The sequence below is a fragment of the Affinundibacterium seohonense genome, from assembly GCF_014284305.1.
GTDB lineage: Bacteria > Pseudomonadota > Gammaproteobacteria > Burkholderiales > Burkholderiaceae_D > Undibacterium > Undibacterium seohonense.
In genome coordinates this window covers 1-20,439 of the sequence record NZ_JACOFW010000023.1, presented here as the reverse complement: position 1 = coordinate 20,439, position 20,439 = coordinate 1, and the positions used below count along the sequence as shown (strand labels likewise).

The 20,439-nt window shown below is 46.8% G+C and carries 20 protein-coding genes; 11 read left to right on the top strand and 9 right to left on the bottom strand.

The features are described from left to right. Nucleotides 1-327: 327 nt before the first annotated feature. On the bottom strand, nucleotides 328-1,209 hold the full coding sequence (locus tag H8K52_RS16700) for a LysR family transcriptional regulator (protein ID WP_126127662.1): 882 nt from the start codon (nucleotides 1,207-1,209) through the stop codon (nucleotides 328-330). A gap of 92 nt (nucleotides 1,210-1,301) precedes the next feature. Between H8K52_RS16700 and H8K52_RS16695 the strand changes: the two genes are divergently transcribed. Beyond that, entirely contained in the window at nucleotides 1,302-1,910 is a 609-nt protein-coding gene (locus H8K52_RS16695; protein ID WP_126127661.1) for a short chain dehydrogenase, read from the top strand. Between the two features lie 279 nt (nucleotides 1,911-2,189). Next, nucleotides 2,190-2,978 carry a PhzF family phenazine biosynthesis protein gene (locus H8K52_RS16690; protein ID WP_186924044.1) on the top strand — a complete coding sequence of 263 codons (789 nt, stop codon included), beginning with the start codon at nucleotides 2,190-2,192 and terminating at the stop codon, nucleotides 2,976-2,978. Between the two features lie 671 nt (nucleotides 2,979-3,649). Here the strand turns inward: H8K52_RS16690 and H8K52_RS16685 are convergent. Further along, nucleotides 3,650-5,812 carry a winged helix-turn-helix domain-containing protein gene (locus H8K52_RS16685; protein ID WP_186924043.1) on the bottom strand — a complete coding sequence of 721 codons (2,163 nt, stop codon included), beginning with the start codon at nucleotides 5,810-5,812 and terminating at the stop codon, nucleotides 3,650-3,652. Nucleotides 5,813-6,005: 193 nt separating this feature from the next. Here H8K52_RS16685 and H8K52_RS16680 point away from each other — a divergent pair, with 193 nt between their 5' ends. From H8K52_RS16680 to H8K52_RS16640, 9 genes are all read left to right on the top strand, one after another. Next, nucleotides 6,006-8,306, top strand: coding sequence for a CocE/NonD family hydrolase (locus H8K52_RS16680; RefSeq protein ID WP_186924042.1), 2,301 nt, complete (start codon nucleotides 6,006-6,008; stop codon nucleotides 8,304-8,306). Between the two features lie 535 nt (nucleotides 8,307-8,841). Beyond that, nucleotides 8,842-9,261: a hypothetical protein gene (locus H8K52_RS16675; RefSeq protein ID WP_186924041.1), complete on the top strand. Its 420-nt coding sequence runs from the start codon at nucleotides 8,842-8,844 to the stop codon at nucleotides 9,259-9,261. Nucleotides 9,262-9,369: 108 nt separating this feature from the next. Then, the gene (locus H8K52_RS16670; protein ID WP_186924040.1) at nucleotides 9,370-9,651 is read left to right on the top strand and encodes a hypothetical protein; all 282 of its coding nucleotides are present in this window, start codon (nucleotides 9,370-9,372) and stop codon (nucleotides 9,649-9,651) included. 112 nt (nucleotides 9,652-9,763) lie between these two features. Next, nucleotides 9,764-9,967 (top strand): hypothetical protein, encoded by a 204-nt coding sequence (locus H8K52_RS16665; protein WP_186924039.1) that lies wholly within the window; start codon nucleotides 9,764-9,766, stop codon nucleotides 9,965-9,967. A gap of 15 nt (nucleotides 9,968-9,982) precedes the next feature. Further along, nucleotides 9,983-10,339 carry a tetratricopeptide repeat protein gene (locus H8K52_RS21985; RefSeq protein ID WP_186924079.1) on the top strand — a complete coding sequence of 119 codons (357 nt, stop codon included), beginning with the start codon at nucleotides 9,983-9,985 and terminating at the stop codon, nucleotides 10,337-10,339. 78 nt (nucleotides 10,340-10,417) lie between these two features. Further along, the gene (locus H8K52_RS16655; protein WP_186924038.1) at nucleotides 10,418-10,807 is read left to right on the top strand and encodes a hypothetical protein; all 390 of its coding nucleotides are present in this window, start codon (nucleotides 10,418-10,420) and stop codon (nucleotides 10,805-10,807) included. Between the two features lie 103 nt (nucleotides 10,808-10,910). Continuing rightward, the gene (locus tag H8K52_RS16650) at nucleotides 10,911-11,276 is read left to right on the top strand and encodes a DUF7079 family protein (RefSeq protein WP_425507554.1); all 366 of its coding nucleotides are present in this window, start codon (nucleotides 10,911-10,913) and stop codon (nucleotides 11,274-11,276) included. Nucleotides 11,277-11,412: 136 nt separating this feature from the next. Next, nucleotides 11,413-11,844: a GNAT family N-acetyltransferase gene (locus H8K52_RS16645; RefSeq protein ID WP_186924036.1), complete on the top strand. Its 432-nt coding sequence runs from the start codon at nucleotides 11,413-11,415 to the stop codon at nucleotides 11,842-11,844. Nucleotides 11,845-11,853: 9 nt separating this feature from the next. Beyond that, nucleotides 11,854-12,456, top strand: a complete 603-nt coding sequence (locus tag H8K52_RS16640; RefSeq protein ID WP_186924035.1) for a hypothetical protein — start codon at nucleotides 11,854-11,856, stop codon at nucleotides 12,454-12,456. A gap of 43 nt (nucleotides 12,457-12,499) precedes the next feature. Here the strand turns inward: H8K52_RS16640 and H8K52_RS16635 are convergent, their stop codons facing one another. The 7 genes from H8K52_RS16635 to H8K52_RS16605 form a co-directional block, all read right to left on the bottom strand. Then, the gene (locus tag H8K52_RS16635) at nucleotides 12,500-12,757 is read right to left on the bottom strand and encodes a formate dehydrogenase subunit delta (RefSeq protein ID WP_186924034.1); all 258 of its coding nucleotides are present in this window, start codon (nucleotides 12,755-12,757) and stop codon (nucleotides 12,500-12,502) included. Next, nucleotides 12,750-13,595 carry a formate dehydrogenase accessory sulfurtransferase FdhD gene (gene fdhD, locus H8K52_RS16630; protein ID WP_343044232.1) on the bottom strand — a complete coding sequence of 282 codons (846 nt, stop codon included), beginning with the start codon at nucleotides 13,593-13,595 and terminating at the stop codon, nucleotides 12,750-12,752. The genes H8K52_RS16635 and fdhD overlap by 8 nt, the downstream gene beginning before the upstream one ends. A 5-nt stretch (nucleotides 13,596-13,600) precedes the next feature. Then, on the bottom strand, nucleotides 13,601-16,504 hold the full coding sequence (fdhF, locus tag H8K52_RS16625) for a formate dehydrogenase subunit alpha (protein ID WP_186924033.1): 2,904 nt from the start codon (nucleotides 16,502-16,504) through the stop codon (nucleotides 13,601-13,603). 9 nt (nucleotides 16,505-16,513) lie between these two features. Next, complete coding sequence (locus H8K52_RS16620) at nucleotides 16,514-18,094, bottom strand: formate dehydrogenase beta subunit (RefSeq protein WP_186924032.1); 1,581 nt, start codon at nucleotides 18,092-18,094, stop codon at nucleotides 16,514-16,516. After that, a complete protein-coding gene (locus tag H8K52_RS16615; RefSeq protein ID WP_186924031.1) occupies nucleotides 18,094-18,606 on the bottom strand; it encodes an NAD(P)H-dependent oxidoreductase subunit E in 513 nt (170 codons plus the stop codon). The genes H8K52_RS16620 and H8K52_RS16615 overlap by 1 nt, the downstream gene beginning before the upstream one ends. Before the next feature lie 398 nt (nucleotides 18,607-19,004). Then, entirely contained in the window at nucleotides 19,005-19,772 is a 768-nt protein-coding gene (gene map / locus H8K52_RS16610; RefSeq protein WP_186924077.1) for a type I methionyl aminopeptidase, read from the bottom strand. 8 nt (nucleotides 19,773-19,780) lie between these two features. Further along, the gene (locus tag H8K52_RS16605) at nucleotides 19,781-19,993 is read right to left on the bottom strand and encodes a ParD-like family protein (protein WP_186924030.1); all 213 of its coding nucleotides are present in this window, start codon (nucleotides 19,991-19,993) and stop codon (nucleotides 19,781-19,783) included. Nucleotides 19,994-20,439: the final 446 nt, after the last annotated feature.

Here is a 20,439-nt window from a genome sequence, read left to right as displayed (position 1 = left end):
TAGCGCCGAAAGCGCGTTTAAGATGGCTGGTCTTGATTGGCAAGTGCCTGTTTCCACTTGGTGTGACGACGGCACAAGAATCTTGCATCGAGCATCGCGGACCAGCCGACAGTAACAGTATCAACATAATCTGTTTAGCAATAGCGGTACACCAAGAGGCGTGGCGAATACTATCATTGTCAACCACGCAAGGTAAACTTGGGGGGATCTATGCGACGAAACCGAAAGTCGGGGTCATCGCAGTGATGGATATAGCCAAAGGCGAGGTTCTTATACTGCGATGTTTGTTTGATCTGAAATCGAAGATGAAATGAACGGCAATGCTTACTACCTGATACTGAGGATTGTCTCAATAGCCCAATTGTGAAGAGGATTTTCCGCTACCCTCCGGTGCCATGCCGCCACTACACCGAAGGATTGTGGGTTTGCATCAAATTTGAGTGTTCTAAAATTTCCAAGGCGAGCCATCGCAGAAGGAATAAAGGCGATTACGTCATTTACAGACAGGAAGCTCTGTAAGAATGTGTAGCACGGCAATGTGGCAATGACGTTCCTCGTCACACCTTGCTGATTTAGAAAATGATCGACCGTATCGCTAAAATAAAAAGCACTATTGTTCATAGCGACATGAGGAAATTTTGACAGGTCACTGAGATTTTGTACTGCATCGGGTATTCTTGATTTTGCGTTGACGATGCACGAGTAGTAGTCCTCCTTGATCAATGTCTGGTTAAGCCTGTCATCAATAAAATCTTTGAAGCCAATTAAAATGTCGGCCTCCCCCGATGCCAGCATTTCTTCGTGGGTTCTTTGATCAAAGTCCAGGATTTTGAATTTTATATTTGGTGCAGATCTTACGGCGGCTTGCACAATGAGTGGTACATAAGAAAGCTGTGCGTATTCATTCGCTATGATGGTGAATGTCTTTTTGATGGATGCCAGGTCAAATGGAAGAGTTTCATAGACATTGTCGAACTCGTGTATGACACGCTCAAACCTTGAGCAAAGTTCGTAGGCAAAGTCGGTAGGTTTTAGGCCGTTGCTTTGACGCAAAAATAGCTCGTTTTTGAATTCTTCTCTTAATTTCTTCAAATACCCACTGACGGCTTGCTGTGTCAAACCGGTCTCGGACGCGACCTTGGAGACGTTTTTTTCTTTGACGAGTTTGACGAAAACTCTCATGTGCCTGATTTCTATCTTGTCCATCATAAATATTTGTATCTCTTACAGGTAATCTCTGTTTGTCATTGTATCACCCGCCTCCTAGAATCTCCTCTCTTTCAATTATTCGAGATAAATTTATGAAAACTGTCGTCGTAATCGGAGCACTTGGCATGATGGGACAAGCAGCACTTAGTGGGTTAACGAGGCACAAGGTAGTCACAGCGAGTCGATCGGGTAAGGGCTGTGACTTTCAAGTAGATATTACAAATAAGGATTCATTGCGCAAATTGTTTGAATCTGTTGGCGAGTTTGATGCGGTTGTTAATACCGTGGGCCATTGCGAATATGCACCGTTTCAAGAAATGACCTCTGACCAATGGGCAACAACGATTCAAAGTAAGATGCTTGGCCAAATCAATGTCGTTCATGTTGGCCTTGAATATATCAAGGATGGCGGCTCTTTTACCTTGATTTCTGGAATACTAAACATGAAACCGGTGCCGCAGGCCATCGCTGACGCTACTACAAGTGGGGCGATTGACACCTTCGTAAAATGCGTTGCACATGAATTGCCTCGTGGAATTCGCATTAATGTAGTCAATCCCACTGTATTGGAGGAGGCGATGGATGTGTATGGAGACATGTTGCGCGGATTTCAGCCGGTTCCGGGGGCTCTGGTCGGAAAGGCATTTGAACGATCTGTCGATGGTTTTGTTACTGGCCAAGTTCTATTTGTTGATGCATAAAGCTTTGTCTTAACGCGATTTTCGATGAGACACCGACCGGATAACTATTTAATTGGCGCAGGTATGAGCGATCGTAAGATCGATGCTTGCAGCCAATTACATTTTTTCTCAATTGGTTCAGACGTAGTGATCGCGACTTGGTCAGATAATTTTCTAGTTTAAAGCGATGAAGCCTTCAGTAGCTCACGCTATTTTATGTTCAATAGATCCCGCAATACCCAGAATATTTCGCATTTTTTTAGCATGCGTTGCATAGAATGATTCATTAATGGACGAGGAATGAAGATCCCTTACTATCACATTGATTCCTTTACAAAAAAAACCTTTGGTGGCAACCCAGCTGGTGTCTGTATCCTCGACAGTTGGCTTGAAGATGCTACTTTGCTCAATATCGCCAGAGAAAACGGATTGGCGGAAACTGCTTTCATCATCGGGGCTCATGGTAAGTACCAAATCAGATGGTTCACGCCTGATATCGAAATGGATCTTTGCGGACATGCAACGCTCGCAGCGGCACATGTGGTCGCTAACTACCTGGAGAGTATTAGCCATATCCAATTTGTATCCTCAACCGATACACTCGATATCAAAATTGAAGACGGATTAATATCAATGTTGCTCCCAAGGCGAATTCCGGAAATCGCGATACCTCCGCAGATATTGCTAGATTCCGTCAACGTAAAGCCAGTTGCAGTTTTAAAATCTCGTGACTATCTATTCGTTTACGATAACGAAGAGGATGTGAAAAACATCTGGATCAAAACAGAGCTGTTTAATCAAATTAACCTCGATCCTGGTGGACTGTGTGTGACTTCTCCCGGGTCTACGGTCGACTTTGTTTCAAGGTATTTCACGCCACAATCGACAATCCTTGAAGACCCTGTTACAGGCTCCGCACATTGCACGCTCATTCCCTATTGGGCAAACAGATTGGGCAAGACGGTACTGACAGCCAGACAAGTTTCCCAAAGAATAGGCGATCTGTATTGTGAGGATCAGCAAAATACCGTGGTTGTTGCTGGCTATGCGCTTACGTACAAGATTGGGGAAATACTGATCGACGTTTGAAAATACCTAAGGCCAAGTTCGAAGGCGACAACGGGGCAGAATTTGGTCACACTCAAATTCAAAATTAACGTTTGTTCTGGCGCAAATCCGGATAACAGTCGTGCCGATGATGGTTGTTGCAGTTCTGTATAGCAGACAACAAATTTTAGACTCCACTTCACATCTCTTTTTGTATTCTTTGAGAGTTGTAATGGCCAAAAACATTCATCTAATGTAGATCTATTTTGTCACTGTACTTTCTGGAACGATAAAAATTGTGCTTCGAAACCGTTTTTATTTTAGATCTATTTAGTGAAACCACATTTAGGGATGAACTCGAGTTAATTTTTGAAAAAATGTTAAGTTGGATTGTTTAGCACGTACGATTATGTTGGCTTCTGATTTTAAGTGAATTTCCTACGTTGGGCTTCACTATGCTCTGCCGCAACCTACAATTTTTTTAGGTGTCATTTGAATAGATGAATATGCATAGAAAACTGAAATCTCTATAGTTATTTGAGTCGTCATATATACATTTTTCACTCCAGATTTTTAATCACTGACTCCCAATGTCAATGTCGCCTCTGATCACTTGAAATGACCACGAAATTGCGTCAAGCCCACAAGGTAGTGCTCTATTGTCGCAAAAACAGATGACGCTTTAAGTTGAATAACAATGAAAAACAGCCTCTTTACTGCACTATCCCCGTCCGATAAATATCAATATTTTGCGGTGGTGACTGGTGATAGTAAACGCCACTCTTACTCACATCGAAGTGATAGCTGTCGGTGGTCACGATGATTTTTGGTGATTGATTTGCTTTCTTTTGTAGGAGTTGCAAGCGATGATCAGAACGGCGTTGCCAGTACCAAGCATCGCCATGTTTTTGTATATTGAAAACTCGTCCTGCTAGCCAATCTATTTTTTTCTCATCGAGTTCCAGCACTTTTTCTGGCGTGCTTCCCGCATAGAGATCGCCTGCTTGGTCGATCCAAAGCGAGTCGTCTTTTCGTTCAGAAAATTTAGCATACTGCCATTGGTCTTTTTCTAGCGAAGTTGTTTCAGTGTCGAGGTGGTAGTAGTTGATCTGCCACTTGCCGTTGACGTTGACACTAAATGCGATGGTTTGATTGTCTTTGTATGAAACTGCGCGCATTTCTCTTTGGGGCAATTTTGCTTTCGACCATGAGCCTGATGTGGCATCGATGAGATGAATTTCATTGAGGCTAAGTGCCAGTAATTGCTTGCCGTCGGGACGCCATTGCAGATCAATATAATGTCTGCCGTCATTGAATTGACTTAGCCTTTTTGCGGTGTTGTTTGCCATATTTGAAGCAATATTGGATGCGGCATTGGGAGTGATCTGTCGCAGCCATATTTCCTCGCCACCACTCGCTAAGCTAATGAACGCGAGGGTTTGATTTTTCTCAGAAAAAGTCGCCAGCCTATCATCGACTGAGTTCGTTACCAGTTCTACTGAGTCTTGTGTGTCAAAGCGAAATTGAAGGATGTTTTGATTCGATTCGCCAGCGGGAAAGAGATAATCTTTGCCGTTGCTATGTCGTGTCGGTGCTCTTAAATTTAAATTTCCAGAATAAATCGGGTAGACATTCTTTCCGCCTAAATCGTAGCTGAGTAATTGATTCGCCGGATGTTCACCCATCAGAATCACGCGATCTCCTTGCTGGCTCCAAATGCCGCAGCAAATATAGGCGTCAAGTTTGAATAGTAGCTTGAGTTGATCAGTATCTAAATTCAGTTCATAAAAGCCTTCCCATTGTTGTTTGTCGGGAGAGGAGATCAATAGCTTATTTTGTGTTGGATGTAGGTCAAACTGGCTATTGCCGCCAATGACTAATTCAGGTTGTGAAAGCCGGCGTTTTTTCCCGGTTTTTCGATCGAGTTCAAACAAAGAATATGGCGCATTGTGCCCTTCAGATTCGGCGTAAATTAGTCTATTCACATCGTGGGTGAATTCTATTTTTCCGTAACTGCCAACCGGGCAATTATGAATCAGCTGCGGCTCAGAAAATGATTGCGCTTGAACCGTTCGAATGAAATATTGGCAGGATTCGGGAGTGGTGACCAAATAGACGATCTGCGTGCCGTCATCGCTCCAATCGGCCGGGCCAACCGAGGTCGTTTTCTCATCACCATGGTCGAATACGAACACGCTTTCATCAGACAGCTTCTTCACCTTGAGGATCATTTTGCGATCACGCACTTCTACATAACTTAATAGTTTTCCGTCAGTAGACAAGTTAGGAAACACATCGGCACCCGCGTCACGCGTGAGTGCAACTGATTTGCCAGTGGTGGTGAGCACTGGCGTTTGTTTGAATGACATGAATTGGACGAGACCAATGAGGCACGCAATCACAAATATGGCAGCGGCTGCCCAAACAAATTTGTGGGATGGTTTTTGTGATATTTTTTTTGTAGTGGATTCCCATGAATGCGTATTTGTATTGATGTTCGTGCTATCTATTTGATCCGTTTCGGACTGACCAAGTTCTGTGATGTCTGCAAAGGGCTTGATGGATTCTATGGCGCGAACTTGTGCGATGAACTTATAGCCCTTCTTTGGAAAAGTGGCGATGAAACGCGGGCTTTTGGCATCGTCGTCAAAATGTTTTCTGAGTTTGGTGACGACTTTATTCACGGCGCTATCTGTCACAACGCGACCAAGCCAAACCGAATTGATGAGTTCATCCCGGCTCACGATGCTATCTGGATGTTGGCAGAAATAGCTTAACAACTCGACCGCCATAGGTTCAAGCTGCTGTACTTGCTCATTGCTGCTCAGGGTTTGTTGTTGATCGCAAAAAAGGAATTGTTCGATTTGCCAGCGCATGAATTTTTGGGGTGAAGAAATGTCATCAGTTAGAAAAGTATCACGTTCAGCGTGTTTTGTGAGGCAGCATCATAGGAGGAATTGGCGAAAAACCGCCTAAGTCATCAAAAGTCATCAAAAGTAATGTCTACGTCACGACATTTTTGTGGTGTTTTTTTATGCTCATTCACTTCATTCAACAGGGAGTGTACTTATGAGAAATATAAAGTCGACCAGCATCATGACATTCATCGTGCTAATTTTGCAAATGCTGATCGCCGCCAATACTTGGTCTAATGAAACCTATCTAAAGCCTGTTAGTCTAGCTGGCGCCAAAATGGAGCAAAGAGCGGATGCCTATCATTTATTGCAATCCGATCTGTTTCACCAAGAGTTGAAGGATTTAGTCAAGCGCGCGAACCTCAGCGTTGATGATGCCAGCAGGGATGACGACAAAATCGCTGTTGCTTCTTTCTTAGATGATTTTAAACAAACGCATCGCCTCATCGCCAAACAAAAAAATCCCTTGGGCTACTTTCATTATTCAAGCGATGCATGGCTGAGCCAAACCACGCCCGACAAAAATCAGAATGCTACAGAAGCACTGCACGCGCTCATGACGACAAAGCTTAGTGCTTTTTCTAACGAGGATTTATACAAGGTGAGCTATTGCCTAGGCTGGTCACTTGAGATGGGGCAAGACTATATGTTGGGTTTGTTTAAACAACTTCAGTCCAACCCAACGCTCGATAAGAATAACATCGTCAAACTCGTGACCAACTACCAGCTCTACAAAGTGTACGAGCGCATTTTAGCGACTGGAAATCAAGTCTTGTCTGCCGAAAATGAAAAGCGTTATGTGATCGAACCGAATGTGCTCATCAAGACAAAATCGGGCGTGAGCTTATCGGCGGTGGTGGTGAGGCCAAAGCAAAACGCAGGCAAACGTCCGACTGCTTTTCAGTTTTCGATTTATGCCGATGAAGCGTGGCACATCAAAACGGCAATCCATGCAGCCGCACACGGTTATGTGGGCGTGATCGCCAATACGCGTGGAAAACGACTTAGCCCAGACGAGATCATTCCCTGGGAAAAAGACGGCGAAGACGCCACGCAAGTGATCGATTGGATCATCCAACAAACGTGGAGTGATGGCCGTGTTGGCATGTATGGCGGTAGCTACTTGGGATTCACGCAGTGGGCTGCTGCTAAATACATGCACCCCGCATTAAAAACCATCGTACCTTATGCTGCAGCTAATCCATTGACGGGTTTGCCTATCGAGAACAACATTTTTATCACGCCCAATTATCAATGGGCATTTCATGTGACAAATAATAAGACGATGGATCACTCTGTGTATGCCGATAGGAAGTATTGGGACGATGTATTTGAAACTTTATATAAAAGTGGTCGCGCTTTCCGAGACATCGACAAAGTCGAAGGCAAACCGAATCCGTGGTTTCAAAAGTGGCTCAAGCATCCAGACTATGACAGCTATTACCAACAAATGCTGCCCTACAAAAATGACTACAAGAAAATCACTATCCCTGTGCTGTCGATTACTGGCTACTTCGATGGTGGGCAAATTTCAGCCATCGATTTCTTAAAGCAGCACTACAAATACAATCCACAAGCGAATCACACTTTGCTGATCGGCCCGTATAGTCACGGCACCGCGCAAGGTATACCGTATTCTCATCATAGTAATTACCAACTTGATCCAGTCGCCTTAGAAAAAGACACGGAAGAAATTACGTTTCAATGGTTCGACTATGTGTTCCACAACAAAGCTCGTCCTTCGCTGCTCAAAGACAAAGTCAATTATCAACTGATGGGCAGTAACACGTGGCAGCACCATCCATCTTTGCAGAAATTAAATCAAGAAGGTCAGCGCTTTTATCTGAATACAACCAAAGATAAGGATGGCCATTATTTCCTGTCGAGAAGCAAACCGCGGGCGCTTGATTTTGTTTCGCAAACAGTGGATTTAGCCGATCGAGATACCATCAATAATGAATCTGGCATGTGGCCGCTGATTCATAAGCAGCTTCCAAAAAGTAATGGACTCGTATTTATCACCGAACCATTGACGGAAGCGATGCAACTAGCGGGAAGCATCACCGGTCACTTTTCAATCGCCATCAATAAACGTGATGTCGATATTGGCTACAATTTTTATGCGATATCGCCTGAAGGTGAAGTAGTCTTTCTCAGCTACTACATAGGTCGCGCCAGTTACGCCCATGATATGTCGGTGCGCAAATTGCTGACCCCCGGCAAGAAAACACAATTGCCGATTGTGAACGCGCGAATGACGGCAAAATTACTCCCACCGGGTAGCCGACTTGTCATGGTGCTGGACGTGAACAAGAACCCTAACGCGCAAGTGAATATGGGAACAGGAAAAGACGTGAGCGACGAAACGAGTGCGGATGGTAAAGAGCCTTTGCAAATCAAATGGTTCTCGGATAGTCAGCTTGTGATTCCGCTAAAGCCTTGGCGCGTGAAATAGTGAAGGTGTTCACGGTAGTCCTAACAAAAAAGAGTAGGGCGTGGTGCGTGTTCTACTAAGTTCTACAAGGTAGACAGTTATTCTCGTGTAGGCGCACTGCATTCTGGAATACTATTCCTGATATTTCAGTTTGCTTAGACTAACTCCTTCCCCTTCAAGGGGAAGGTTGGGATGGGGATGGGTTTCTGTCATTTGCTTGCTAGGTTTCATCAACAAAACCCATCCCCACCCTAGCTCTCCTCTTGAAGAGGGAGGGAACTCATCGCTCAAATTGCTCTCGCGATGAACTTCGAAAGTTCAAGTCAAATTGAACCATACTCTTTTGAAAGCAATTAGTAACTGGCATCTTCACGACACACCTGTTTTTGTACAAGACGGAGGTGCGCGTGCGCAGAAACGATAAGCTCTGAGTTTGCTACCTTAACTGAGTGGCATTCCCAAGTAGTAAGGGTTTAGAGAGGTTTGGAACTTTGTTGATGGAAAGTTGGTGATGTGTTAATTTCGGTTTTTTAACTTTACAACAAGCTAGACCTTTATGAACTGGAAACGGTTAACACTATTTGCTCTGTACAGTTTTGTGCTCTTTGGTGCAGCTTTTATTATTGGCTCTCGTGTTGGCGCCTACCAAGCCATGATCGGCGATGCTCAAAATAAAGCCCTTCTTGACGTTTATGCGCTTAAATGCCTTAAAAAGGGGTGCATCGAACCACTTATTACTGAGAAAGAAATTAGCCTAAATGGGCAAATTGCTTTACATGGGCGCTGGGTTGAAAGCAACTTCAAATGGTTATTTCCCGAGTTTGCAACTCAAGACTCAACAAACATTCATGAAGCTGTAAAGTATCGCTTAGAAAACCCTTACACCATGCCTGATCTCGGCCCAGAAATGGTGGAAGAGCAAAATGAATTTCAAAAATATTTGAACGGGGTCTTGAAACAGTATGCAAAAAAATGAATTCAGATCACGGCCTAATCCCTTGTTCAACGCGCACAGTCAACAAGGCCGAGCGCTTCGCTCATTTTAGTGCTTGTCGCCTGCCGGTTAACTCAAACGATAGCGCGCATGAATCAAATCGACCTCTATACGACATTTCGAGCATTAGGTTGTGAGATACTTGTCTTCGAAGACCATCCTCAATTTTTTGGTAATTGGCGTGCCCATTTCAAGTTTAAACGGGAGCGCTACGAAATCGTAAGTGACAACCGAGAGGGCTGGTTAACTTTGTGGCGCTACGATGCCGAAAATAAAGGTGAAAGAGTTTTCGAGGTTATTTCTTCTCAGCTTAATGAGAAAAGTGAGCTTGCACTTCTTAAACAATGGCTTACAGAATTGGGGGGCAAGTGATCGCTTTCGCTAACACGACGCTCGGCATTTTTTCAACCATCTGCTTTTCGGTTACGGCGCGTTGCGCGCAGTTCCGTTTAGCTCGGCGTTATTAGCACATAAGATCCGAGTCATGGAAAACGATAGTGAATTAAGACAAGCAGAATTTATATTGAATGCACTAGTTTGGTGCTCTGACGAAAATCAGTATGATTCTCTACTGTCGATGGCTAAGAAAATTCTAGAACCGTATTTGAGAGTTGCCCATCCTAGAGCTTTATGGCTTAAGTCAGGAATGCCTAATATTGGCGAGGATTCCACTTTAAGCGAGCAATAATTTGATTCTAAACACCTGGAGCTGTTACGTTTAGCCGCTGAAGGTGGCTGCCCTGAGGCTCAGTATAGTCATGGCTGCAAACTTTATGATGAAGGCAAAATATCTGAAGCCATCGATTTTTATTTTCAATCTGCTCAAGAAGACTATGCTCCAGCGCAATGGTGTTACGGTCTAGATGTATTGCATGGCAATGGCATTGAGAAAAACGAAATAGTAGGCCTTCGCTATATCCGCATGGCTGCCGAACAACGCTACCAATACGCTGTGGAGTTTATGATCGATTCATATACGAATGGAAAATACGGGTTTAAGGGTGAAGAAGAATTGCAAAGGTGGCAGCGTATCTTGCCTCATTGCGAGCATCGCTACTAACAATTCTATCAACTACGCGCCTGCGGTGCCGGTCGCAAAAAAAGCTGCGCGCATTTTACCTATCACGTTAGATTTTTTATGAAGATCACACACAACCAAACTTATCAAGCACCATTAACCGATATTGGCGCGGAACTGGTAAGAATGATCAAAGATCGTGACTACCATTTGATTGCAGAACGTTTTGCTTATGCCTTAGCTTATGATAGGCCAATTGCAGAAGCGATCGCTTCCGATATTGATTTCTGTCTGGGGGGTGAAGGGCGTTCCTCGGTTATCGGTTTAGCTCATGAACCACGGATACAGGTGAGTTATTTTGGGCAGCCTAATAGCTCTGGTCTTTTCGGATTGGTAGAGTGTTTTTTACCGCTCGATAACGATACAGGTGAGTTATTGGCGACACTCATTATTACGAACGAGGACCAAGCGTATTACGCTTGTCTCGAAGATATTGCCTATGTTGCCTAATTAGGAAAAGCGATTGGACTTATCTTAACTTGATTCCCTGTTTTATTAAATTGTGCGCGGCCTACTTTCACTACTGCATTACGCACTCTGCATTCGGCTTAAGATGAATCCTCCCGAACATGACATAGAAGATAGAACCCCAATCTGGGATTGTATGCAGGATTTATATATGGATACGGATGTCACATTATCCTATGACTTCATCGCTCAAAGATGCGCTGAATCTAAATACAATATCGACGAGTTGGAGAACATATTGTTTAATGAGGTACTGCCTGCTCTTAGATTTAATATGTTCATTCTGCCTGCGCCAGAGTGGGCTGGCTTTCAATTGGATTGGCTGGTAAAGCGGGTGCTTGCTCACCATCGCTTTGGTAAGCGAAAGCCGTGGATTTTACGTCGTTATACGCAAGATCACTGGACGCACATTCGACAAAAGATTCAAGAGATTCGTCAGAACGCTAAATAACAAGTTTCTTGAATTATGAATTCTTTGGTCTAACATGTTGCGCTTGTCGTCTTTTTGAGAGTAAACAATCTAAAGGCGCGATGAATGCACTGCGATCTCAAACGAAGCAATCCAAATCAATTTTATAGGAAACAAGATGCAGGTAGAAAATGTGCGCCCAGAAGATTACGCAGAGATGCTGGATGTTTGGGAAAACTCCGTTCGCGCGACGCATGATTTCATTACTGAAGACGATATCGCGTTTTTTAAACCGATGATCATTGAACAGGCTTTTCCGGCGTTCACATTAAGATGCGTGAAAAATGAAGCTAGTTCGATTGTGGGTTTCGTCGGTGTACACGATGCTAAGATTGAGATGCTGTTCATCTTAAATGAAGCGCGAGGACAAGGTGTGGGTAAGATTCTGTTGCAGTATGCTATGGAACAACTTGGCGCAACCGAGGTCGATGTCAATGAGCAGAATCCAAAGGCGGTCGGTTTTTATCAGCACATGGGCTTTAAGATCATTGCTCGCTCACCGCTCGATAGTATGGGAAAACCATTTCCGATTTTGCATATGAAGCTTTAAGGATAAAACATGTTTTCTTGGCGTTGGTTCTTCGCGGCCGTGATCGTATTTGGCGGTTGGCATCAGTATCAGCAGCGTGCGCAAAAACCGATTCCGCGTTCGAATGGTGTATTGGTGCAAAGTGAGCCGGTGCAAACCATGCTTGATCGCGGGGATAATTGGCAAAAAGGCGACTACACGATAAAAGCCTTGGCCGATTTTGAAATTGAAGCGCGTGTCTTGGCGAAGGAGCTGTATCGGATTGGTCGCGAGGCCGATTTATCGCCTGTCGATTTGGCCTTGGGGTGGGGATCAATGTCAGATTCTGAAGTCTTGTCTTCGTTGACGATTTCGCAGAGTAATCGTTTCTACTATTATCGATGGGAAGACCAACCACCACGCCCACCAGCGGAGATAGCGAGTCATAGCGCGAACATGCATATGATTCCGGCAAACGCACAGATTGAAAATACATTGAAAGAGCTACGTGCCGGCCAAGTTATTAAATTGCGCGGAAAATTAGTCGCTGTCAGCGCGCCAGATGGTTGGCGTTGGCAATCCTCACTAACGCGTGAGGACACTGGCGCTGGTGCATGTGAGTTAATTCGAGTGGAAAGTGTTGATGTGCTCTGATTTGTTTGATTGGCCAATATTGCACTGATTGTTTCTTAGCGAATCAATGGCTGTTCGCAACACCACTCAGCAAGCTTGCCCGATGTTTGAGGATGGCTTGCGTCACAATCTGGTGCAGCTCACTGGCGGTGTTTGCATCTATCCCATCAATTAAGTTGGCGCGCATCGCTGGTGTCCAAAATTTTTTCAAATGATTGGCAATGCCGTCCAAGGCTTCTTCACGGTCCGGAAAGCTCTCAAAAAATGTGCCGATCTGGTTCGCCATTTTGATTAACTTGTTGATAGTGTCGAGATTATTCATGGTCTTGAATGTGTATGCGTTGTGGGTGGCTATAGATACTCAAATCCTTACCACGGGTGAATCCTAATAAACTGACGCCCGCTTGTTGTGCGATGTCGATAGCAAGACTGGTGACGCCCGATACGGCGGCGAGCACAGGGATACCAGCAGATGCGGTCTTTTGCACCATTTCGTAACTAGCGCGGCTGGTGATGCAAATGAAACCTTGCGATGGGGCGATTCCTTTTCGTAGACAAGCACCAATGACTTTGTCGAGTGCATTATGTCTGCCGACATCTTCGCGAATGACTTGAACAGTGCCGTCAGCGCTGCACCACGCAGCAGCATGACTACTGCCAGTTGCTTGCAACAAAATTTGTTGTTCGCGCATCGCAGCGATGGCGCTTGAGATGGCTGTTGCGTGCAGAGTTAGGTTGGATAGAACAGGCGCAGGTTGACGTATCGCTTGCGCTAAACTTTCTACGCCGCATAAGCCGCAACCTGTGCGTCCTGCCAATTGGCGTTTTCTGTCTTTTAAACCGGCAAAGCAGACCGCCGCAATGGTGATATCGAGCGTGATTCCCTGTGCGCTCTCAGTCGCTTCAACATCATAGATCTGAGCAACGTGTTCGATGATGCCTTCAGAAAAAGCAAATCCGTAGGCGAAGTCCTCGAGTGCGGTCGGGCTTGCCATCATGACGGCGAAGGCAATCCCGTTGAACACCAACGCCACCGCGATTTCTTGCGCGACTTGGTCTTCGCCATGTTGGCATTGACCATCACGCAGGCGTGTCACGCTTTGAGACTGAGAGCCTTTTTCATCGGCGCTCATCTCCTCGCCTTGCATGGAATTGGTCACGGTGTTCAAGTGCTTGGTCTCACATTGTTACTGCTCCAAGCAGCTTGCGCCAGCGCCAATTGTTCGGCATCAAATTGCTGTTGCGCGTGCTGCCATTCTGATTGATGCGCCGTCGCCATCACTGGCAACACTTGCACCGCAGTGACTTTGTATTCAGGACAATTCGTCGCCCAATCTGAGTTGTCAGTGGTGATGACATTCGCTCCCGATTCTGGGAAATGGAAAGTCGTGTACACCACACCCGGCTGCATTGTTTGCGTAACAAACGCGCGCAAGACCGTATCGCCAGCGCGGCTTTCGATTTTGACGAACGCATCATGTTGGATGCCACGTTCTTCTGCATCGTGTGGGTGAATGTGCAGACGGTCTTCATGGTGCCATTGACTGTTCTCTGTGCGACGCGTTTGTGCGCCCACATTGTATTGCGAAAGGATACGCCCCGTCGTTAAGAGCAATGGAAATTTGCGCGTGACTTTTTCATCGGTGGCGACATACTGCGTAATGATGAAGCGGCCTTTGCCGCGCACAAATTTGTCAACGTGCATAATCGCGGTGCCCGTTTCTTCGGTGTTCTCATTACATGGCCATTGCACGCTGCCGTGTTGATCAATTTTTTCATAACTAACTCCGCGGAAGCTCGGTGTCAGTGCGGCGATCTCGGCCATGATTTCGCTAGGATGTTGATATTGCATAGGATAGCCGAGTGCATTCGCGAGCTTCATCGTCACTTCCCAATCCGCGTAACCAGCTTTCGGTGGCATCACTTTGCGAACGCGTGAGATGCGTCGTTCAGCATTGGTGAAAGTACCGTCTTTTTCGAGGAAAGACGAGCCCGGTAAAAACACGTGCGCGTATTTGGCGGTTTCATTTAAGAAAATGTCTTGCACGACCAAGCATTCCATTGCCATTAACGCTGATGTCACGTGCTGGGTATTCGGATCAGATTGAACGATATCTTCACCTTCGCAATACATGCCTTTGAATTCACCAGCATGTGCAGCGTCGAGCATGTTCGGAATCCGTAAGCCCGGCTCAGGGTTTAATGTCACGCCCCATGCCGCTTCAAATTGCGAACGTACTGTGCTATCAGAAATATGACGATAGCCTGGTAATTCGTGCGGGAAAGAACCCATGTCGCAAGCGCCTTGCACATTGTTTTGACCGCGCAGTGGATTCACGCCAACGCCTTCACGCCCGACATTGCCCGTTGCCATCGCGAGGTTGGCGATACCCATGACCATGGTCGAGCCTTGCGCATGTTCGGTTACGCCCAAACCGTAGTAAATCGCTGCATTGCCGCCGGTTGCATACAAACGCGCGGCTGCGCGAACGGTTTCTGCGGGGACGCCCGTAATGGCTGTAATCGCTTCTGGCGAATTGTCGGGACGTGCGACAAATGCACTCCATTCGCGCCATGACTTATCGTCGCAGCGCTCTTGCACATACGCGTCGGCAACCAAGCCTTCGGTGACGATCACGTGCGCCAGTGCGCTGATGATCGCGACATTGGTGCCGGGTTTGAGTTGTAAATGATAATCCGCTTTGACATGCGGCCCATCGACCAGATCAATTTGACGTGGGTCGATCACGATCAACTTGGCTCCTTGGCGTAGGCGTTTTTTCATGCGTGATGCAAACACCGGATGCGCATCACTCGGATTCGCGCCGATCACCATGATCACATCAGCGTGTTCGACTGATTTGAAAGTTTGCGTGCCTGCCGAGGTACCAAAGGTTTGACCGAGGCCATAACCTGTTGGTGAATGGCAAACGCGCGCGCAAGTATCGACATTGTTATTGCCGAACGCGGCACGTATCAGCTTTTGTACCAAGTAGGTTTCTTCATTGGTGCAACGTGATGAGGTGATACCGCCGATGGCGTCTTTGCCATACTTAGCTTGAATGCGGCGGAATTCCGAAGCGGCATAGTTGATGGCTTCGTCCCAACTGACTTCACGCCACGCTTCGTGAATACTCTTGCGTATCATGGGTTTGGTCACGCGATCTTTGTGTGTCGCATAGCCCCAAGCAAAGCGACCTTTGATGCAGGAATGTCCCTCGTTGGCTTTGCCGTCTTTCCACGGCACCATACGTACCACTTGGTTGCCTTTCATCTCCGCTTTAAAGCCGCAGCCCACACCGCAATACGCGCAAGTGGTGATCTTGCTGTGCTCAGCTTGACCTAACATGATCACAGTTTTTTCTTGCAAAGTCGCGGTAGGGCAGGCTTCAACGCACGCACCGCAACTCACACATTCCGATTCCATAAATGGTTGATCTTGGCCCGGTGAAACGCGTGCCTCAAAACCACGACCGCTGATCGTTAAGGCAAAGGTGCCTTGTGTTTCTTCACATGCGCGGACGCAGCGATTACAGACGATGCATTTGGACGGGTCATAAGTGAAGTACGGGTTCGACTCATCTTTTTTACTATCGAGATGATGTTTGCCACCATTTGTGACACCGTTGCCAGCACCGACGCCGTAGCGTACTTCGCGCAAGCCTGTCACGCCAGCCATATCTTGCAATTCGCAATTGCCATTCGCAGAACAAGTTAAGCAATCGAGTGGGTGATCAGAGATGTATAACTCCATCACGCCTTTGCGTAATTCTTGCAATTGTGGGCTTTGGGTTTTGACCTTCATGCCAGCTTCAGCAGGCGTGGTGCACGATGCCGGAAAACCCTTGCGACCTTCAATTTCCACCAAACATAAGCGACAGGAGCCGAAAGGTTCTAGGCTATCGGTGGCACAGAGTTTTGGAACTTGAATACCAGCATCGACGGCGGCGCGCATCAGCGAGGTGCCCGCTGGTACAGTAATCATTTCACCGTCGATTTCTAGGCTGACGGTCTGGTCTGATTCTCGACGTGGCGTGCCGAAATCTTTGTCTTTTAAATGAGAAAGCATGTTGTTCTCCTAGGCCTTGGTTTGATCCGACGCCGGATTTGCCGCAGCTAGACCAAAGTCTTGCGGATAATAGTTGAGTGCAGAGATCACCGGATTCGGCGTCATACCACCGAGCGCGCACAGCGAGCCGTATTGCATGGTGTTGCACAAATCGCGTAAGAGTTTTTCTTGCGTAGGTTTGAGCGCAGAATTCGCATCAGCTTGCACCAAGCGTTCAATCACTTCGACACCACGCGTGGAGCCAATGCGACATGGTGTGCATTTGCCACAAGATTCCAGCGCACAAAATTCCATCGCATAGCGTGCTAGTTTCGACATATCCGCCGAATCATCATGCACGACGATGCCGCCATGCCCCAAGGTTGCACCGACCGCGGCATAGGCTTCGTAGTCAAAAGGCAGGTCCCAATACTGTTCTGGCACATAACTACCTAAGGGGCCGCCCACTTGCACCGCTTTGATAGGACGGCCGCTGGCACTGCCACCGCCAAAGTCAAACAAGAGTTCACGCAAAGTGACGCCGAAGGCTTTTTCTATCAAGCCACCAAAGCGGATGTTGCCAGTCAATTGGATAGGTAGTGTTCCAGTCGAACGACCGAGTCCAAAGTTTTTGTAAAACGCCGCACCGCGTTCGAGTATCAATGGCACCGATGCAAAACTAATCACATTGTTGATCACCGTCGGCGCGCCGAATAAACCTTGTAAAGCTGGAATAGGGGGCTTGGCGCGCACCACGCCGCGCTTGCCTTCTATGCTTTCTAACATCGCGGTTTCTTCACCGCATACATACGAACCAGCGGCTTTGCGTACTTCCAGATGAAACGCGTAGTTCGAGCCAGCGATGTTGTCACCCAAGTAGCCTGCGGCTGTCGCTTGTTCAATCGCGCTTTGCATCACAGTCAAGGCTCGTGGATATTCGGAACGAATATAAATGTAACCGCGTGTCGCCCCCGTCGCAATGGCGGCAATCGTCATGCCCTCGATCAGCATGTAGGGATCGCCTTCCATCGTCATGCGATCCGAGTATGTGCCGGAGTCACCTTCATCGGCATTGCAGACGATGTATTTTTGTGGCGCTGTCGCTGCGGCCACGGTCTTCCATTTGATTCCGGTTGGGAAAGCTGCACCACCGCGTCCGCGCAGACCCGAATCTAAGACCTCTTGCACAATCTGCGTCGACGTTAAATGTAGACAGCGGCGTAAGCCAGCATAACCTTGATGCGCTTCATAATCGCTTAAAGACAAGGGATCGGTCACGCCCATGCGACTAAAGCACAAGCGGTCTTGTTTTTTGAGGTAAGGAATTTCCTCGGTCAAGCCTAGCGATAAAGCATGGGTGCCGCCTTGCAAGAAATTCGCTGCAAATAGCGAAGCCACATCTTCTATTTGCACTGGACCATAGGCAACACGACCTGCATCGGTTTGTACTTCAACCAGCGGCTCTAACCAAAATAAGCCGCGTGAGCCATTGCGAACTAAGTCGATTGAAACACCGCGCTGTTGGGCTTGGGCGAGGATCGCTTCCGCGACTTCGTCTGCACCTAAGGCGATGGCTGCGGTGTCTGCAGGCACATAAATACGCACACCCATTATGTGTTCTCCTTCGCAGATTGTGCTGATTCTGCTAATGCCGCACTGCGAGTTTGCGCATCGTGATGGCGTTCAAGCAGTTGATCAAATCGTGAGACATTCACTCGGGCATAGGGGCGTTCATTCACACTCATTGCAGGTGCTGTCGAACAGAGTCCTAAGCAATACACGGGTTCCAATGTGATAGCGCCGTCGCTACTAGCACGTTGGCAAGCGTGCTGCCATAAAGCTTCTGCCCCCATAGACTGACAAGCTTCCGCACGGCAAATTTGCACGATGGTCTTAGCTGGTTGCTCTTGACGAAAGTGGTGATAAAACGTGATCACGCCATGGACTTCCGCCCGCGACAAATTCATGGCCTTGGCGATGATTGGCGTTGCGTCGGCTGGAATAAAACCGAGGCGATCTTGAATCGCATGAAGAATCGGCAGCAAGCTGCCTTGATTAAATTGCTTAGACTGGTGTTCGAGAATCGCGCTATGCACCGTCTCTCGTTGATGGTCGCTTAACATGGGCTATCCGCATCGTGGTTGGGGAATTGAGGGAATGTCATTGCATCCTCCTTCGTATTCCGTCATTGTGATAGAAAAAGCCACAATTTTCCAATTGAATTTGGATATAGGCGTTTCGCCTTTGATCCGCAGCGAAAAGTAGAGGTGTCAATGTCCTCTCTGCCACAAGCCATAGGTGTCTACATAAGTTCAAGTTCGATTAAAAACGCCTTCTCCCGCGTGCGGGAGAAGGCAGGGATGAGGGGAGTTCAGATTGACGAAATGCATTTAAATGCTGCGTTCGGTATTGAAAGCGTATGCAGGCGATATGATTTCTCGCCTCTCAACCTCCCTCACCCCAACCCTCTCCCGCTCGCGGGAGAGGGGGTATTATCAGAAATCCCACTTGTGAAGCTCCCTTAACCCCCAAGCTTTTCATCAGGGCGCAAAGTCAGCACACGCACACCATCCTTGGTCACTGCAACAGTATGTTCAAATTGCGCAGACAATTTGCCATCGACCGTCACCACCGACCAGCCATCATCCTCGGTATCGACCGCTGCCTTACCTTGGTTAATCATGGGTTCAATGGTAAACACCATGCCTTCACGTAGTGTCAATCCGGTGCGCGGCTTACCCCAATGCAGCACTTCGGGCGCTTCGTGCATTTCACGACCAATACCGTGACCACAATACTCGCGCACCACCGTGTAACCATGTTTGCGCGCATGGCTTTCAATCGCAAAGCCGATATCGCCTAAACGCGCACCAGGCCGCACAGTCTTGATGCCTTTCCATAAAGCTTCATACGTCACTTGCACCAAACGCTTTGCCGCAGGCGCAACTTCACCGACCAAATACGTCTTACTAGAATCCGCAATAAAACCATGCTTTTCCAGCGTGATATCAAAATTCACGATATCGCCATTCTGTAAAATCTCAGTAGGCGAGGGCACACCATGGCAGACAACTTGATTGCGCGAAGAATTCAATGCATACGCATAGCCATATTGCCCCTTGCTCGCCGGACGCGCCTGTAAATCATGCGTGATGTAATGATCAACCAAATCATTCACTTGCATGGTCGACATCCCAATCAAATGACATTGATCTAGGTGGGTGAACACTTGCGCTAACAATTTGCCCGCTTCAGCCATCAAGGCAATTTCGTCGGGTTGTTTAATGATGGCACTACTCATGCGCTCGCCACCCGTAAAGCCTGCGTCTCCACCCCCGCAGCCCGCATTTCTTCCGCTATGATTTGCTGAAAACTCAAGGTCGGATGCATTTCACACAGCATGCCAATCTTGATCCAATACGCCGCTTGCGCGTTAATCGACCGGCAAGAAACCGTGCTCGCTTTACGCATCTGGTCGTGCAGTTCCTCGTCAATATTGACTATGCCCATGAAATATCCTTGATATGAAGTGAATATGAATCGTATGTGAAGTATATATTCTTGGGCTGATTTTGTGCAAGCGACTAATTGCCGATTCAGTTAATTTGGTAGAAAAATGGGTGAGAGGTTTCTTGAAAAAGTGTATTTTGGGGCGACCCACCGAATAAAAATGAAATAGAGGATCACGCCTCTTTTGTCGATTCTGTTATACCGTGATTTAGATTGGTGTACATGATTTGAACTAAGCTGGACAAGGGTTTCGCGGGATATGGAACTTTATTGATAGATTTTTAAGAATGTGTTAACGTTGGTTTTTTCACTTTAAAACAAGTTGAACTAAACCGCTACGCGGTGGGCTGTTCCTCAACGAATTATCACTAGTAAAAAGTGTATGGTTTTCTACTCTGAAGCTGGGAATGTCCCCGGTTTTGGTAAAGGAAATCATCATGAGTTCA

Excerpts from the sequence above, each read along its gene's own strand:
- H8K52_RS16650 (WP_425507554.1), top strand. The coding sequence starts at position 10,911 with ATGAATCCTCCCGAACATGACATAGAAGATAGAACCCCAATCTGGGAT.
- H8K52_RS16620 (WP_186924032.1), bottom strand. The coding sequence starts at position 18,094 with ATGGGTGTGCGTATTTATGTGCCTGCAGACACCGCAGCCATCGCCTTA.
- H8K52_RS16695 (WP_126127661.1), top strand. The coding sequence starts at position 1,302 with ATGAAAACTGTCGTCGTAATCGGAGCACTTGGCATGATGGGACAAGCA.
- H8K52_RS16665 (WP_186924039.1), top strand. The coding sequence starts at position 9,764 with ATGGAAAACGATAGTGAATTAAGACAAGCAGAATTTATATTGAATGCA.
- H8K52_RS16675 (WP_186924041.1), top strand. The coding sequence starts at position 8,842 with ATGAACTGGAAACGGTTAACACTATTTGCTCTGTACAGTTTTGTGCTC.
- H8K52_RS16615 (WP_186924031.1), bottom strand. The coding sequence starts at position 18,606 with ATGTTAAGCGACCATCAACGAGAGACGGTGCATAGCGCGATTCTCGAA.
- H8K52_RS16670 (WP_186924040.1), top strand. The coding sequence starts at position 9,370 with ATGAATCAAATCGACCTCTATACGACATTTCGAGCATTAGGTTGTGAG.
- H8K52_RS16680 (WP_186924042.1), top strand. The coding sequence starts at position 6,006 with ATGAGAAATATAAAGTCGACCAGCATCATGACATTCATCGTGCTAATT.
- H8K52_RS16655 (WP_186924038.1), top strand. The coding sequence starts at position 10,418 with ATGAAGATCACACACAACCAAACTTATCAAGCACCATTAACCGATATT.
- fdhF (WP_186924033.1), bottom strand. The coding sequence starts at position 16,504 with ATGCTTTCTCATTTAAAAGACAAAGATTTCGGCACGCCACGTCGAGAA.
- H8K52_RS16690 (WP_186924044.1), top strand. The coding sequence starts at position 2,190 with ATGAAGATCCCTTACTATCACATTGATTCCTTTACAAAAAAAACCTTT.
- H8K52_RS16700 (WP_126127662.1), bottom strand. The coding sequence starts at position 1,209 with ATGATGGACAAGATAGAAATCAGGCACATGAGAGTTTTCGTCAAACTC.
- H8K52_RS16645 (WP_186924036.1), top strand. The coding sequence starts at position 11,413 with ATGCAGGTAGAAAATGTGCGCCCAGAAGATTACGCAGAGATGCTGGAT.
- H8K52_RS16635 (WP_186924034.1), bottom strand. The coding sequence starts at position 12,757 with ATGAATAATCTCGACACTATCAACAAGTTAATCAAAATGGCGAACCAG.
- H8K52_RS16685 (WP_186924043.1), bottom strand. The coding sequence starts at position 5,812 with ATGCGCTGGCAAATCGAACAATTCCTTTTTTGCGATCAACAACAAACC.
- H8K52_RS16605 (WP_186924030.1), bottom strand. The coding sequence starts at position 19,993 with ATGGGCATAGTCAATATTGACGAGGAACTGCACGACCAGATGCGTAAA.
- H8K52_RS16640 (WP_186924035.1), top strand. The coding sequence starts at position 11,854 with ATGTTTTCTTGGCGTTGGTTCTTCGCGGCCGTGATCGTATTTGGCGGT.